We start from the raw sequence: 14,643 nt of genomic DNA, 5'->3' as shown, positions 1-14,643 counted from the left end.
CTTTCCTTTTTTGATCTAACATTGACGGTAATAATTTGCGAAACAAATATACAATTCGCTTAACAAACATATAAAACAGTGTGGTTGTTATCCAATAAAACCTTGTTGCATAACAGGCACAACGGTAAAGCGTATCGGGTGACGCGCATTCACTGCTTTTAGTGCAGTGATTATGCTGGCCGTATGGTCGCTATCATGGATGATATCTAACTGTAAAAGCGCTCGACCACCTGCAACTTGTTCGGCCACATCTAACGTTGCATGATTTCGGCTATAGCCAAAACAGGCAGAAAGTGAGAAGCCGCTAATGTATTCAAGTGGCAACAAACAATCGATAACGTCGTCTTTCTGGTTACTCTCAATATAAAGTGATAATTGTACGGAGTTATGCATTTTTTCGACGCTCCCAGTAATAATAGCCAACCGGCAACAGGTATAAGGTAATAAGCGTAGACGATACCAGGCCACCTATAACCACAATGGCAAGCGGCTTTTGAATTTCAGCGCCAGGCCCCGTCGCAAAAGCAAGAGGAAGCAAACCAAACATTGCCGTCATGGCAGTCATAAGAATGGGACGCAACCGAGCAACCGCTCCGCTTTGCACTCGTTCTAGTAAGGATAACGATTGACGCTTAAGCGCTTCATAATGCGAAACCATTACGACGCCGTTTAATATGGCAACCCCTAATAGCGCAATAAAACCGACTGAAGCGGGCACAGATAGATATTCACCTGTCACGTAAAGGGCGTAGATCCCGCCCATCATGGCAAAAGGCACATTGGCAAGGATTAGTAAGGCGAGCGACCACGAGCCAAAGATAGTGAATAGAATTAATACAATAATAACAATGACGATGGGTATAACCATAAGCAAATTATTGCTTGCTCTTATCTGGTTTTCAAACTCGCCACCGTACTCAAGGTAGTAGCCGGTTGGCATCGCGACATCATTGGCAACCCCTGCTTTAACGGCATCGACAAAGCCAACGAGATCACGCGCTTCTACGTTAGCAGTAACAACAGCAAAGCGTAATGCTTTTTCACGCTCGATAACCGCAGGGCCTTGTGTGCGTTGTACACCTGCAATACTCGAGAGAGGTAGCTGAGAACCATCTGGCATTAAAATAAGAAGGTCATTAAGTTGTGCTGGCGACGTAAACGGTGCTTCCCCCTGCTGTAAGTCACCAAAGTAAATAGGAGTGCGAACACGGCCCTGTATTACTTCTCCAACCTGAACCCCTGAGACTTGCATTTTCAGGTAACGCGACAACGAGGCGGTTGTCATTCCGTAATCAAGAGCAATACCCGGCTTTGGCACAATACTTAAGAAGTCACCGCCTTCAATAAGCGTAGCATTAACATCAATGGCCCCTTCTTGCTGACGCGTCACTGTCGCCACTTTGTTTGCTAACGATGCGAGTCGTTCTACGTCGTTACCAAAAACCTTTATCGCAAGCATACCTGTTGTGCCGGTAAGCATTTCTGACACCCGCATTTGAATAGGTTGGGTAAAACCAATATTAATGCCGGGATAAGCGCGCAATGCGTCACGTATCGCGGCTTCGAGTTCGTGTTTTGTCTCAAATCGCCACGCCTGTGTGGGCGCAAGTTGCATGAATATATCGCTTTCATTGAGCCCCATTGGGTCAAGACCTAATTCATCTGATCCAGTCCTAGCAACAATCTGCTTAATTTCAGGAAAGTTCACCAATAACATTTTTTCTATTTGTTTATCTAACGCTAGCGAGGAAGACAGTGAGATAGTTGGTGATTTTTCGAGTTGAACAATAATGTCGCCTTCATCCATTACTGGCATAAAGGTTTTGCCTACATCGCTGAACAGAAGAACACTGATTACCAATAACGTAAACACACCTCCAGCTACCATACGAGAGTGGCCCAATACAAAGTTTAATGAGCGATGATATTGCGTTTGAAGATATTTCAAATAGCGCGGTGAATGCCCATCTTTTGAAGAAAGCAGAAAAGAAGCCGCTACCGGTATTAACGTGAATGCAGTGAGTAATGACGCAAGCATGGCGTACACAATAGTTATCGCAACAGGAGAAAATAACTTTCCTTCAAGACCACTGAGCGTAAGTAATGGCACGAATACAACAATGACAATCAACGTACCTGCAACCACGGGAGTGGCAACGGTACGGGTAGCACGAAATATTAAATGCAGGCGTGGCAAAGGCTTCTGCTTGCCCAGCTCAGACACCGTATTTTCTACCACAACCACCGCCGCATCTACCAACATGCCAATGGCAATCACTAACCCACCTAAACTCATAAGGTTTGCGGTAAGTCCTGTCACCTTCATGGCAAGAAACGTCAGTAATACAACCACCGGAATGATTAACGCCACCACTAAAGAAGCACGCACATTACCGAGAAAAACGGCTAACACCACCACAACAATAACTACCGCTTGTGCAAGTGCATTAGTAATAGTGCCAACAGCGGTGTCTATAAGTGATTTTCGATTATAAAACACGTTAAGCGACGTCCCCTTAGGTAACGTCGCTTCAATCGCTTCCAGCTTTCGTGTCACCCCCTCAATCACAGCGGCGGTATTACTGTCTTTTAACGCCACAATAAGTGCCTGTGTGGTCTCCTCACCGTCTCGTGTTACTCCGCCATAGCGCGTTAAACTGCCAAGCGACAGTTTACCCAACTCGTTTAGGGTGACAGGGGTATGCTGGTAACTTCCAACAACCAAGCTACCTAACTCGTCCATTGTAGTAGCCCGGCTTTGCGTGCGAATGATTAACGCATCAACGCCCGCTCGAACTCTTCCTACACTACCGTTCACATTCGCATCATTTAACGCTTCAGCTAGGTCATCTATATTAATGTTGTAGGCCAAAAGCTTTATGATATCTGGCGTAAATTGGAAAGTACGGGTATAGCCACCTAAGATATTCACATCGGCGACCCCGGGCACAGTTCGAAGGGCCGGTCGCACCTCCCAATCAAGTATATATTTACGCTCTTCTAGTGACAGCAACGGGTTTTCAATGGTGAACATGAACATTTCTGATAGTGGCGTGCTCATGGGCGCAAGCCCACCCTTTGCTATAATAGGAAGCGTATCAGCAATAGCGGACAACCTTGCACTTACCTGCTGCCTAGCCCAATAAATATCGGTTCCCTCTTCAAAATCTAACGTTATCGACGTAATGGCATACTTAGTGGTAGAACGGAGGATGGTTTGATGAGGAATACCTAACAATTCCACTTCTATTGGCTGTGTAATTTGCGCCTCCACTTCTTCCGCCGTCATACCATCGGCTTTCATTATGACTTTAACTTGGGTGGGCGAGATATCTGGAAACGCGTCAACGGGTAGCGTTGTCCATGCTCGTAACCCAAAGCCCAATAACGCAACAAATACACAAAGCACGAAAAGCCGTTGAACAAGGGAAAATCGAATAATAGTGTCTATCACTCAATACCTCCCAACCCAAGCAAAATGCCCTGCACCGCACTCACTGATGAGGACAGCACTTTCTTACCCACTAATAATGGATGCACTTTAAGCAATAGGCTGCCACCGTCAGATTCACCTACAATCTCTACAGGTACAACGTCTAACGTGTCGCCCGACAACTTGAATACTGCCGATTGTCCGTTAATATAAAACACGCTTTTAGCACTTACTTTCAAAGCAGCCACACTTAAGTGAACGCCTACTTCAGTTAGTTCCCCAAGTTGTAAACCGCATGTGTCCGGTAGAGGCGAGGACCAAACTCTAACCAGTAAACGGTGGCTAACTTGCTCAACATTGTCTATTGAAACTTGGCACTTATTAGTTGCAAGGGTGGTTGCCTGCTGCGCAACAGCTGTACTCATGTGTGTTGTCAGCCGTATTGAATCAGTATGAAGGATTGAGCCTAGCAAGGTACTTTCTGTGGTACTTGTGGCTTGAGGTAAACGAAAGACACCGGCCTCAGCAGCTAGCAAGTATCCTTTGTCATCGTGCTTAAGGGGTTCAAACATTTCAGCAAAATGATTCAAGTGCTCCCATGCCAAATCAGCGTCATAAAACTGCTGCGCAATATCAAACCACGCTGCTTGTGAAATAGCGCGTGACTCGCTAAGTGGTTTGTTGGCATCAAAGCGCGCTTTTGCAAGCGTCCTTAGCGCTTCCTTTGCTTTTAAGCTATCGCGAAAATGATGCACCTCACTACCACTTAACATAGCAATACGCTGCCCCTGAGTTACAGATTCGCCATCAACCACTACGTAATCGATTTGCTGTGGACTCATCGGGGCTATTATTTGCAAAGCTGCCCCAGGTAGTGCACTGACCGTGCCTGTAGACACGCTTTTTTCTACGGTACCTACTTGCTGCACGTCAATGTAATGTAAATCGAGTTGACCTAACATGTCGATAGCCACTGAATCTTCTAAGGCCTGTGGTACAGCCATTGCCGATATTGAAAACGTCGTCCACACAATAATTAGCAATCGGTTCATAGCGTCACTCCTGCTATCTGGTTTATTTTTGACGCGGCTTGGGCGAGGTGTATCTTCATTTTTTCATGTTCTAGTCGCCTGTCTTGCTGTGCAATAAGTTGCTCTAACCACAGCACTCTAGGTAAGCTTTGCTGTTGATTCGCATACAGTGCTGTAATCTCCTCACCTATCTGCATTTGTCGATACAATACACTTACCGCCTCATTCGCATACTCGTACTCGTTGATGGCGTCGTTTAATTGCAGCGATAGTCGAGCATGGGTTTCTGCTAGCGCATTTGTGAGAGTATTACGCGCGTCTTGCCATAGCGCATGGTCGTTAACCGAGGTAGTGCCGCTCCCAGAAATCGGAATATTAATATTTACGCCAAGAAGGTTATCGTTACCTGCTGGCCCACGTAACTGGCGAGCAATAACACCTAACATCCATGGCGCTAAAGATTGGTCGGCAAGGTCATAGTTTATGTCTAGCTGCTGCTGGCTGAGCACTAGCAACGTAAGTTCTGGGTGATTTTGCAGTAAAGACGGTGCATTTTTAACGACGTTTTCTACCGGTTGAACAGGCAGTGACTCCGTTCCAGCAATTTGTCGGTAATAACGCGTTGCACTCTGTAAGGTTATCTGCGCTTGTTTCACGGCCAGCGAATGCGTTAATTTTTCTTGTTCCCACCGAAGATAAGTTGCTCGGTCAATCTCTCCACTTTTAAGGTATGCCTCCATGGTGTTATCCAGTGAGCTAATCCACGCTTGTTTGTCGAGTAAGCCTTCATACTCGGTCTGCGCTGCTATCCTTTTCCATAGCGCTTGCCTTACAAGGCCGCTAACAAGGAGTGAAAAACGCTGCTCTTGCATCGCAGAAACCGTGCGCGCAAGCTGGGATTGTTGCCTATCAACCTCTCTTCTAGAAGGTGGCTTAAACGGCAAAAACACGCCCACTTCGTATTCATCTGTGCCTCCCACGCTTTGACTAGGAAGCGTGGAGAATTGCAGCGATATAGGCCCTTGAAGCCAGTCATTCAGCGCTTTTACGTTGCGCTCCATCTTGTCAGGACGTGAATCGTTTATACGAGTTAACTGATTTCGTGTATGGTCATACAAATCAGACAGCGACTGTGCACAAAGAGGCGCAGTGAACGTCAGTGTAAGAACACTGACTAAAAAGAAAAGAACGTGATTAGCCATGTTGTCGCGATGTAGGAAGTACATCTTTCCATGATAGTGAAACATGCCAACATACTGCTTAATCTACATCAAAAAAGCATTAGACACCTGTCTAATAGAAAATAAGTAATTGATATAATTATGAAAGATAAAGTTATTACTGTAGCGCTACTTATCATCACAACACTAAATTTTCTCGATGTTATGGTGGATTTGTCTCTTAACGTACCCACGTCTCATATTATTGAAGAGTCGATGATTGTGTTAATTGCTGGCGTGCTCGCCATTTACCTAATATTCGATATCCGCAAGCGTACACGCAATACAAGAAAATTAATCACCCAGCTACACTCGGCTAAAGATCAACTTCATACCATGAGTAAACAACTTCAACAGGCTAAAACCCAGTATTTTGAAGCGATAGAAGCGCAATTTAATGATTGGAGGTTGACCCCAAGCGAAAAAGAAGTGGCATTACTCATGATAAAAGGGCTGAGCACAGCCGAGATTGCAGCGACAAGAAACACCAAAGAAAAGACAGTGCGCCAGCAAGCCTCAACGGTTTATGCAAAATCAGAATTAGAGGGGCGCTACGCCCTTTCGGCATGGTTTTTTGATGATATATTAAATTAAGATATCTATTACGACGCTCTAGTAAGTGGAAGCGCTACTTTGAACTCGGTGTACTTCCCCAGTTCAGTGCCACACGTTATGCTCCCGTCCAGCTTTTGAACAATATTCATGGTTACCGATAACCCTAGCCCTACGCCTTTACCTATTGGTTTAGTTGTAAAGAAAGGCTCATACATTTTCGCCATCGTCGCATCATCAATACCCGGCCCATTGTCATGTACGATTAAGTGAAAACAGTCTGACTCATTGAAAGCCTTAATGGTCACGGCAGGCTTTGCAATATCGACACCTTCACATGCCTGAACGGCATTTTTCACTAGGTTATTAACCACTTGTTCAATAGCCCCTGTATTGAATGGGATAGGCGCAAGCGAGGTGATGTCAACGTGAATATCAACAGGGGTTTTCTCATCGTACTTGTATACTTTCAACGTTTCTTTTAGCACCTTTTGTATATCGCATGTATCACCTTCGTTCGTTTTTATATCGGTAAATGTGCGCAAATCCGCAATGATGCTCTCTACACGTTGAAGTCCGTTAAAGGAGTCGGTCACAATAGCGCGAATATCTTCAAGAACAAACTCAATCCCTTCTTTTTGCTTGAAGGATGTTAACGAAGCTTTTAACTTCTGAGCCTGTTGGCTTTGCTGAATATCGATACAGGTAAGTAACTCTGACTGCATTGCTTGTAAGGTCATAATGCTGTCTAAGTATTTATCCATAGAAGAAAAGTTGCTGATAACAAACGACAGCGGGTTATTTATTTCGTGGGCAATACCAGCGGCCATGCGTCCGATACTGGCCAGCTTTTCTCTACTTTCTAATTCTTCTTTTGTGCTTTTTAATTCAACCAGGGCACTTTGCAAACGCTTGTACTGATTCTTTAAACTGTACTCTGCTTTCCTGCGTTCAAGCAAAATTGTTAATTGCTCGGACGCTTTATTGATTATATTTATTTGTTTCATCGAAACACGCGACATATCGCTTTCGGGAATGAGAAAGAACAGAAAGCATACTACGCGCTTATACACCACAATAGGAAACGCCAGATAGCTGCCTATTGGTGCCACTGATTGCTCAAGCACAGCGTCAATGCCTGAATCAGCATGTAGCAAATCAATTTGAGGTTGTTGCTCTTCAATAGCTTTTAATAAAAAATTAGGGAGTGATTTACCCGAAAACACACTTTCGAACGCATTCTTCATGTTGCTTGGCGTGTCTTTCGCCGCCACAACCCGATAGCCGTCGTTATTAATATAAATTTCACAGCTATAAGCAGCATGGCAGAGCCTGGCAAGCGATTGGGAAAACGTACTTAACAATACCTTGGTACTTTCATTCGCACGCGAAAACTGCGAGATGCACATCAGCATTTCGGTTTCAGCATCATGCTGCTTGTAGGTGCTTTCGATGTAATCAAAGGTATCAAGCTCACGTTTCAATACGCTTTGATTGAATAAACTTTTATCTTGGCGGGCGCACAGACATGCGTTGACTTGGTACTCTTCTAACCATTCGACTTCATCGAGTTTCTCTGACTCTGAATGAATAACCACAATACGCGATACCACATTGACTAACCCTTCACGGATATAGTGAGACACCGACTGGCACAGCGCCACGTCATCAGCCGAGTCAATACACAGTAATACCAATGCGGGCTTTGCTTGGCGCATCTTTTTTTTTGCAGCACGCACGCTATTTACATGCTCAAATGTTTTCCAGCTGTCAGGTAATAGTCGCGTTGCATCGGCATGCGTGCATACCGCAATAATTGGATTATCCATTAGTAAACCACGTATTAACTATTTTATTTTTTCTGCTAAAGTTGGAGAATAGTCAGCATATTGCGTAATTGCCACTCTACGGGTATCAGGAGAGCGTAAGTGAAGTTAGTTCAACTACTTTATTTTAGTCGTGCATCGAGAGAAATGTCATTAGCCGATCTTAAATCGGTGCTTGAATCGGCACGTAAAAACAATACTAATTTAGATGTAAGCGGAATGCTTTGCTATGACAGACGTTATTTTTTGCAAGCATTAGAAGGGGAGCGCGACGTGGTCAACGAACTGTATCTCGATATTGCCGACGATCCCCGTCATGATGAAGTAACCATTATAAGTTATCGCAATATAGATACGTTATCGTTTGAACAGTGGAAAATGGGCTATGCAAGTAGCAGTGCTGAATTTAATAAGTTGCTAAATGATATGGGCCAGCAAGAGTTTCTGCCTGACGAAATGTCTGAAGAACAAGCGTTCCATTTTTTAACGCATATGTCGAAAAGCCAGCAAGAGTTATAGCAGCGTTGCAAGGCCGCGTTTCAGCGACCTTATAATACCATTACTTTCACAATATATTCGCAATGGGCTGGTGTAAATAATTGGTACTACACCACCTGCCCTGCTGCCCAGCCACTACTCCACGCCCACTGGAAGTTAAAGCCGCCTAACCAGCCTGTCACATCTACCACTTCACCAATGAAGTAGAGCCCTTCCACATTTTTGGCCATCATAGTTTTAGACGATAATTCGTCGGTATTCACACCGCCAATTGTTACTTCTGCAGTGCGGTAGCCTTCTGTGCCATTCGGTTTTATTTGCCAATTTTCGAGTGCATTCGCAATGGCGTCACATTCACCATGTGAAAGCTGTTTAACCGGCACATTGCGCCACGCGTTTAGGGTAATAAAGCTTTGCACCACTCGTTTGGGAAATACTTTGTTAAGGCAGGTTGCTAGCAGTGCATCAGGCGTTTCACTACGAGCCGTTTTTAATAGTTCGTGAGGGTCGTCGTTTGGTAAGGTATTAATGCTAAGCGCATCACCAGCGTCCCAATAGCTTGATATTTGAAGCATCGCGGGGCCGCTTAGCCCTCGGTGCGTAAACAGCATCGCTTCTTTAAATGTTGTGTCATTACAACTTGCATAAACATCTACAGCAATGCCGCTAAGTTCGGCAAGCGTATCTTTGTCTTTGTCATGCAGAGTGAAAGGCACAAGGGCTGCACGTGTTGGCAACACGTTTAAGCCAAACTGTTCTGCAACTTTGTAACCAAAGGGCGTTGCGCCAAGCTTTGGCATACTTAAGCCACCCGTTGCAATAACCAATGACTCACACTGATATTCGTCAACAGACGTTAATAGGGTGAAGCCTGTGTCCGTTTTTTCAATGCTCAAAATATCACAGCGGGTTGTAATGGTGGCGCCCGCTTTTTCACACTCTTTAAGCAGTAAATCAACAATGTCTTTTGCACTATCATCACAAAATAATTGGCCTAACGTTTTCTCGTGATAAGCAATACCATAGTCGGCAACCAAACCAATGAAATCCCACTGCGTATAACGACTTAGGGCAGACTTACAAAAGTGTGCATTCTGCGAAATAAAGTTTTCAGGGCCAGCGTACATATTGGTGAAATTGCAGCGGCCGCCACCACTCATAAGAATTTTACGACCTACTTTTTTCGCGTGATCTAGCACTTCAACACTTCGTCCGCGCGCACCCGCTTGTGCAGCGCAGAAAAGCCCAGCAGCACCGGCACCTATTACAATTACATCACGCTTTATCACTATGTGTTACCTTACCCTGCTTAAATATTAAGGCTACAATTCGTTGCCTTTTTGAAGGGCGGAATTATACGTTATAACCTGTTTGGTACAACGTTATCCCGTTTTATACCAACAATTTAATCTTGGCACATTTTTCAATATTGATGGCTTTTCATACTTATTAATAATACTAACGTTATCGTTATTCTTTTATAACTAAGAACTTACACTGCTGTTCATTGCAATATAATGCGCAAGCGCCGACTAAAACGTATAAAAACCGCAGAGGAACATTTTCATGGAAGCGCTATTAGCGTCATTAGATATTAATCAATACTTACCGGCCGCGTTAGCCTGGGCAACCAATATTTTGCTTGCTTTGGCAATTCTTATTATCGGTCTTTGGGTTGCTAGCAAGGTTTACAGCGCTATCGTGGCGATTGCGAGTAGCCACCCTCAGCTTGACGATACACTGTTTAAATTTTTTGGCAGTGTGGCACGTTACACCATTCTAGCGTTCGTCGGCATTGCTGTATTAAACCGTTTTGGCGTACAAACTGCGTCGATCATCGCGCTACTTGGCGCAGCTGGGCTGGCGATAGGGTTAGCGTTGCAAGGCACCCTATCTAACTTAGCGGCTGGCGTTATGCTGCTCATCTTTCGCCCCTACAAAGTAAACGACTTTGTCGACGCGGCAGGAAAATTCGGTAAAGTCACAGAAATTGATCTATTCACTACTATTTTGCAAACGTTCGATAATCAACAAATCATTATCCCCAACAGCCAAATTTGGGGCGAGCAAATCATTAATCATTCACACCACGAAATACGCGGCGTAGACATGACATTCGGTATTGCTTACGATGAAAACATTGATGCTGCGCGCGCGGTTATAGATAGCGTTTTAGCAAACCACCCGCATGTGCTTAAAACCCCCGCCCCATTCGTTGAGGTGTCCGCACTGAATGATAGCTCGGTAGATTTCATTGTACGCCCGTTCTGCCACGGAGAACACTACTTTGACATTCTTTACTCTGTGCCTGAGCAGGTGAAAAAGGCACTAGATGACGCCAACATTGAAATTCCGTTCCCGCACCGCAAAGTGATAGTGGTTAACGAAAGTGCAAAGCCTCAATAAGAGGAAGTTATTAGTTTATTAATTATTAGGTGCATTAAGGGCGGTCCATAGGCCGCCCTTTTTATTTTATGCAGCGATATGGCAAAACGTTACGCTTGCTTAGGAAACACAGCCAAAGGGTGGGTAGTTATTAGTTGCACACGAGCACGAGTACCTGGGGATAATGCATTTTCATGGCTTACCCGTACTTTTAATTCATCGCCATTGTCTAATGCAACAGCATAAAGTCGGCTTTCGCCTTCATAACGCACCCACTCTACCGCGCAATTAGATTCAGCTTGCGTTGCGGTTAAGCTTAGATCGTCAGGTCGTACTAACAAATCAACATCGCCACTGGCTTGTTGAAGAGGTGTGCCCGGCACGTTACCAATATGCGTAACCACCGTGTTATGGGTATTGGCAGCACTAGTATCAAACTGCGCACTTAAGAAGCTCGCCTCGCCCATGAACCGAGCCACAAAGCGGCTTGCTGGCTCTGAATAACATAATTCGGGCGTGTCTAACTGTTCCAGCTTCCCTTTATTTAAAATGCCAATTCTGTCGCCTACGCTTAACGCTTCTTCTTGATCATGCGTTACCCATATCGCGGGCACGCCGGCTTTTTTTAGCGCATCACGAATTTCCCAGCGTAGGCTGTCTTTCAAGGCAGCATCAAGATTAGATAGCGGTTCGTCTAACAACACAAATGAAGGCTCATGCGCGAGCGTTCTCGCTAATGCCACGCGCTGCTTTTGACCTCCAGAGAGGCGTGCAGGTTTAGCATCGCGGAAACTATCTAGCCCCAACAATGCGAGCCAATGATCAGCAAGCGCAGTGTCTTTTAACCGAAAACACACATTTTCTTGCACCGTAAGATGGGGAAACAGGGCAAAATCTTGGAACACCATTCCTACATTACGCTTTTCAGGCGGAACATGTTTTGCGGGGGTACTTGCCCATTTAGACAAACGTATTTCACCGTCGGTAATAGGAATAAGACCCGCTAATGCTTGTAATATGGTTGTTTTACCACAGCCTGTCGGTCCTACCAGCATAAGAATTTCGTCCTGCCCCAATTCAAGATTTAACTTGTCGACAACGCGGGTAGGCCCATAACTCACTGACAAATTACTTACACTTAGCATTAAGAACGATCATCCTCGGTAACGGTAAACTGGGCTTTCCGCTCACCTGATAGCATCAGCACAAGCCCTAAACCGGAAAGCAATACTAGCAATAAGCCGGGTACAGCAGCTCTTCCAAAATAACCCGCTTCATAAACACGCCACATGTATGTGGCTAATGTTTCAAACCCTGTAGGCCCAAGCATTAATGTTGCAGGTAATTCGCGCATGGCCTCTAGGAAAACCAATGCAGCACCGGCAATCATACCACGCAATGTAAGGGGTAATGTAATACGTACAAAGGCTTCTCTTGGACTAGCGCCAAGTACCCGTGCCGCTTTAACCAGTCCAGAGTCGATATTTTCAGCCGTTGCCCTAACACTGCCTACCGCTAAGGGTAGAAAACGCAGCACATAAGCCATCACTAACAGCCCCAATGTTTGGTATAGCACAGGCAGCTGTAAGCCCACATACACAAGGGCAGTACCCATTACGATACCGGGCACACCAAATCCAAAGTAAGTAATGCGCTCCATAAAGCGGCCTGCTTTACCTGCAATTGCCGCATGCGCCACAGGAATTGCCAGCAACACTGCAACAATGGCAGCTAAAAACGACGCGTGTGCAGAATTCCACGCATAGCTTAACTCGAATCCACCTGTGCCTTCCCTCACCAGCCATAAGGTAAATATGCCCAGCGGCAATATAATAGCCATGAAAACAATGGGCATAGCAGATAACAGCATAAGATTGCGCTGCCATGGCGCCGGAAACAATGAAAGATGCTTACCCGGGCGTTCAGATGCACCACCAATTCTGCTTTCTACAAATAAAATTAGGGCGACGATTACCATAAGCTGCAAGCTCAACATAGCGGCTTGGCTTAAACCAAATGCATTGTATTCAACAAAAATAACTCGAGTAAACGTGTCTAACCCCATGATAGCGGGTGTACCAAAATCTGACAGCGCATAGAGAGCAGCCAGTAATGCTCCGGCCCCGACACTATTTACCACGCGGGGAAGCACTACGCGCCACAAACTGGCCGCTAACGACAGCCCCAAGGTTCGCGCAGCGTTCACTAGGCTTGCATCTAAGCTTAGTAAGCTAGCTCGCGTTGTCATCATTACAAACGGGTAGGTGTATAAGCTCATGACCAATGCCGAGCCCCACAACCCGCTGATAGGAGGCGTGGAAAGCCCTAAAACATTTTCAATTTCACCGCCCCGCCCGAATGAGAAGTACATGGCAAACGCACCAATATAGCTTGGGAGCGCTAGAGGGGCAGCCAGTACGATAAGCCAAAATCGCTTGAAGGGAAGTTGTACGTAAGCGGTAAAAAATGCCAAAGGGACACCGATAATCACGGCGCCAACAATCGTCAGTGCCATTAACGAAACGGTATTCCCCAATACGCGTAGATTATGAGTATCAAATAACTGTGCGCTGTCTTGCGCAAGTGCAAACAGTACACCCACTGGCAACAAGGCCAGTAATGCAATAACAAACGCCAGTGGATATGACTTTGGCCAATTTGTCACAGCACGCCAACTTTTCTCATCAAGTTAAGCGTTGGGCGCAAATCGGCGAGTTTTCTTAAGTCCATATCAGGTGGTGATAACGTGTCTAACGATGCCAACCCTTGCGGCTGCGCTACGTTTTGCACCAATGGAATTTCATACGCTTCGCTTGCTAGATAGCTCTGTACTTCTTGTGTCAGTAAGTAGCGAATAAAGTTAACAGGCAGGTCGCCGTCGCTTAATGCAACAATTCCTGAAGCGTTAACTAAACATCCAGCATCATTTTTCGTATATGCCAAATCGACATTGGCGTCAGGCTTTCCAGATTTCAAACGCAATGTGTAGTAGTGGTTTGCAAACCCCATATCCACTTCACCGCGTTCAACCCCCATTACAACGCCTAACTCGCCGGCATATTTTTTAGCATTTCTATTAATGCCTTTTAGCCAGTTTTCAGTCGCTTTTTCGCCCTCTAGTACTCGCATAGCAGTAACGAACGACTGGAATGACGCGTAAGCCGGTGCCCAGCCAATCGCTAAATCGGTGTCGGCAAGGGCCATAATGCTATCAGGAATTTGATCTGGGCTTACACGTTGGGTGTTGTAAGGAAGTGTACGCACACGGCCTGTTACCGGTGACCAGCTTGAATATTGAAAGCCATCTTTAAGTTGTGCGGTTAAATCGACAGGTAACGGCTTTGCTGCGCCAGCGTCAGTCACCACGCCAATAGACCCGGTATCTACTGCCCAAAATAAATCGGCTCGCTTCACCCCTGCGCGGGTTTCAGCAACAATAGTGTTAGCAAGTGCCGCAGAACCACCACGTCTAATCTTAAGGTTTAACTTTGGATTACGCTTTTTAATTGCTTCAAGTACATTTTCATACAGGCCGCCTTCGCCACGACCTAAATACAAGGTTAGGTCGCCTTCAAGCTTTGCTAACGAGTCTACCGATACGCTAGAAGCTTGCGTGATGGCATTAGCAAAACCAAATGGCATGCTGCCTAGAACACCCGCTGCGGCTAACCCTTGTAAAAATGTTCTTCTTTGCATAA

12 protein-coding genes are annotated in these 14,643 nt (G+C 45.4%); 3 read left to right on the top strand and 9 right to left on the bottom strand.

What is annotated here, in order from left to right; all coding sequences use genetic code 11:
* Positions 1–87: 87 nt before the first annotated feature.
* The 4 genes from AC27EZ_RS06750 to AC27EZ_RS06735 are packed head-to-tail and all read right to left on the bottom strand — an operon-like array spanning position 88 to position 5,666.
* Positions 88–393 carry a DUF3240 family protein gene (locus tag AC27EZ_RS06750; RefSeq protein WP_487134607.1) on the bottom strand — a complete coding sequence of 102 codons (306 nt, stop codon included), beginning with the start codon at positions 391–393 and terminating at the stop codon, positions 88–90.
* The gene (locus AC27EZ_RS06745) at positions 386–3,454 is read right to left on the bottom strand and encodes an efflux RND transporter permease subunit (RefSeq protein ID WP_487134606.1); all 3,069 of its coding nucleotides are present in this window, start codon (positions 3,452–3,454) and stop codon (positions 386–388) included. Before AC27EZ_RS06745 ends, AC27EZ_RS06750 begins: the two co-directional genes overlap by 8 nt.
* The gene (locus AC27EZ_RS06740; protein WP_487134605.1) at positions 3,451–4,485 is read right to left on the bottom strand and encodes an efflux RND transporter periplasmic adaptor subunit; all 1,035 of its coding nucleotides are present in this window, start codon (positions 4,483–4,485) and stop codon (positions 3,451–3,453) included. The genes AC27EZ_RS06745 and AC27EZ_RS06740 overlap by 4 nt, the downstream gene beginning before the upstream one ends.
* Complete coding sequence (locus AC27EZ_RS06735; protein WP_487134604.1) at positions 4,482–5,666, bottom strand: hypothetical protein; 1,185 nt, start codon at positions 5,664–5,666, stop codon at positions 4,482–4,484. Before AC27EZ_RS06735 ends, AC27EZ_RS06740 begins: the two co-directional genes overlap by 4 nt.
* Before the next feature lie 120 nt (positions 5,667–5,786).
* On the opposite strand from AC27EZ_RS06735, the gene AC27EZ_RS06730 reads away from it, so the two are divergent.
* Positions 5,787–6,278 carry a helix-turn-helix transcriptional regulator gene (locus tag AC27EZ_RS06730; protein WP_487134603.1) on the top strand — a complete coding sequence of 164 codons (492 nt, stop codon included), beginning with the start codon at positions 5,787–5,789 and terminating at the stop codon, positions 6,276–6,278.
* An 8-nt stretch (positions 6,279–6,286) separates the two neighbouring features.
* Here AC27EZ_RS06730 and AC27EZ_RS06725 read toward each other — a convergent pair whose 3' ends face one another.
* Positions 6,287–8,065, bottom strand: coding sequence for a sensor histidine kinase (locus tag AC27EZ_RS06725; protein WP_487134602.1), 1,779 nt, complete (start codon positions 8,063–8,065; stop codon positions 6,287–6,289).
* Between the two features lie 99 nt (positions 8,066–8,164).
* Between AC27EZ_RS06725 and AC27EZ_RS06720 the strand changes: the two genes are divergently transcribed.
* A complete protein-coding gene (locus AC27EZ_RS06720) occupies positions 8,165–8,581 on the top strand; it encodes a BLUF domain-containing protein (RefSeq protein WP_421133167.1) in 417 nt (138 codons plus the stop codon).
* Positions 8,582–8,667: 86 nt separating this feature from the next.
* On the opposite strand, the gene AC27EZ_RS06715 is transcribed toward AC27EZ_RS06720, so the two are convergent.
* Positions 8,668–9,849 carry a BaiN/RdsA family NAD(P)/FAD-dependent oxidoreductase gene (locus AC27EZ_RS06715; protein ID WP_487134601.1) on the bottom strand — a complete coding sequence of 394 codons (1,182 nt, stop codon included), beginning with the start codon at positions 9,847–9,849 and terminating at the stop codon, positions 8,668–8,670.
* A gap of 277 nt (positions 9,850–10,126) precedes the next feature.
* On the opposite strand from AC27EZ_RS06715, the gene AC27EZ_RS06710 reads away from it, so the two are divergent.
* Positions 10,127–10,966, top strand: a complete 840-nt coding sequence (locus AC27EZ_RS06710; protein ID WP_487134600.1) for a mechanosensitive ion channel family protein — start codon at positions 10,127–10,129, stop codon at positions 10,964–10,966.
* A gap of 89 nt (positions 10,967–11,055) precedes the next feature.
* On the opposite strand, the gene AC27EZ_RS06705 is transcribed toward AC27EZ_RS06710, so the two are convergent.
* The 3 genes from AC27EZ_RS06705 to AC27EZ_RS06695 are packed head-to-tail and all read right to left on the bottom strand — an operon-like array spanning position 11,056 to position 14,641.
* Positions 11,056–12,090: an ABC transporter ATP-binding protein gene (locus tag AC27EZ_RS06705; protein WP_487134599.1), complete on the bottom strand. Its 1,035-nt coding sequence runs from the start codon at positions 12,088–12,090 to the stop codon at positions 11,056–11,058.
* Positions 12,090–13,610, bottom strand: coding sequence for an ABC transporter permease (locus AC27EZ_RS06700; protein ID WP_487134598.1), 1,521 nt, complete (start codon positions 13,608–13,610; stop codon positions 12,090–12,092). Before AC27EZ_RS06700 ends, AC27EZ_RS06705 begins: the two co-directional genes overlap by 1 nt.
* Positions 13,607–14,641 (bottom strand): extracellular solute-binding protein, encoded by a 1,035-nt coding sequence (locus AC27EZ_RS06695; RefSeq protein WP_487134597.1) that lies wholly within the window; start codon positions 14,639–14,641, stop codon positions 13,607–13,609. Before AC27EZ_RS06695 ends, AC27EZ_RS06700 begins: the two co-directional genes overlap by 4 nt.
* Positions 14,642–14,643: the final 2 nt, after the last annotated feature.

The sequence above is a fragment of the Alteromonas sp. 4NH20-0056 genome, assembly GCF_057539655.1.
This window is presented reverse-complemented; position numbering and strand designations above follow the sequence as displayed.

Bases quoted from the DNA above. Each gene is read 5' to 3' on its own strand.
- AC27EZ_RS06730 (WP_487134603.1), top strand. From the start codon at position 5,787: ATGAAAGATAAAGTTATTACTGTAGCGCTACTTATCATCACAACACTA.
- AC27EZ_RS06750 (WP_487134607.1), bottom strand. From the start codon at position 393: ATGCATAACTCCGTACAATTATCACTTTATATTGAGAGTAACCAGAAA.
- AC27EZ_RS06735 (WP_487134604.1), bottom strand. From the start codon at position 5,666: ATGGCTAATCACGTTCTTTTCTTTTTAGTCAGTGTTCTTACACTGACG.
- AC27EZ_RS06695 (WP_487134597.1), bottom strand. From the start codon at position 14,641: ATGCAAAGAAGAACATTTTTACAAGGGTTAGCCGCAGCGGGTGTTCTA.
- AC27EZ_RS06740 (WP_487134605.1), bottom strand. From the start codon at position 4,485: ATGAACCGATTGCTAATTATTGTGTGGACGACGTTTTCAATATCGGCA.
- AC27EZ_RS06710 (WP_487134600.1), top strand. From the start codon at position 10,127: ATGGAAGCGCTATTAGCGTCATTAGATATTAATCAATACTTACCGGCC.
- AC27EZ_RS06725 (WP_487134602.1), bottom strand. From the start codon at position 8,065: ATGGATAATCCAATTATTGCGGTATGCACGCATGCCGATGCAACGCGA.
- AC27EZ_RS06705 (WP_487134599.1), bottom strand. From the start codon at position 12,090: ATGCTAAGTGTAAGTAATTTGTCAGTGAGTTATGGGCCTACCCGCGTT.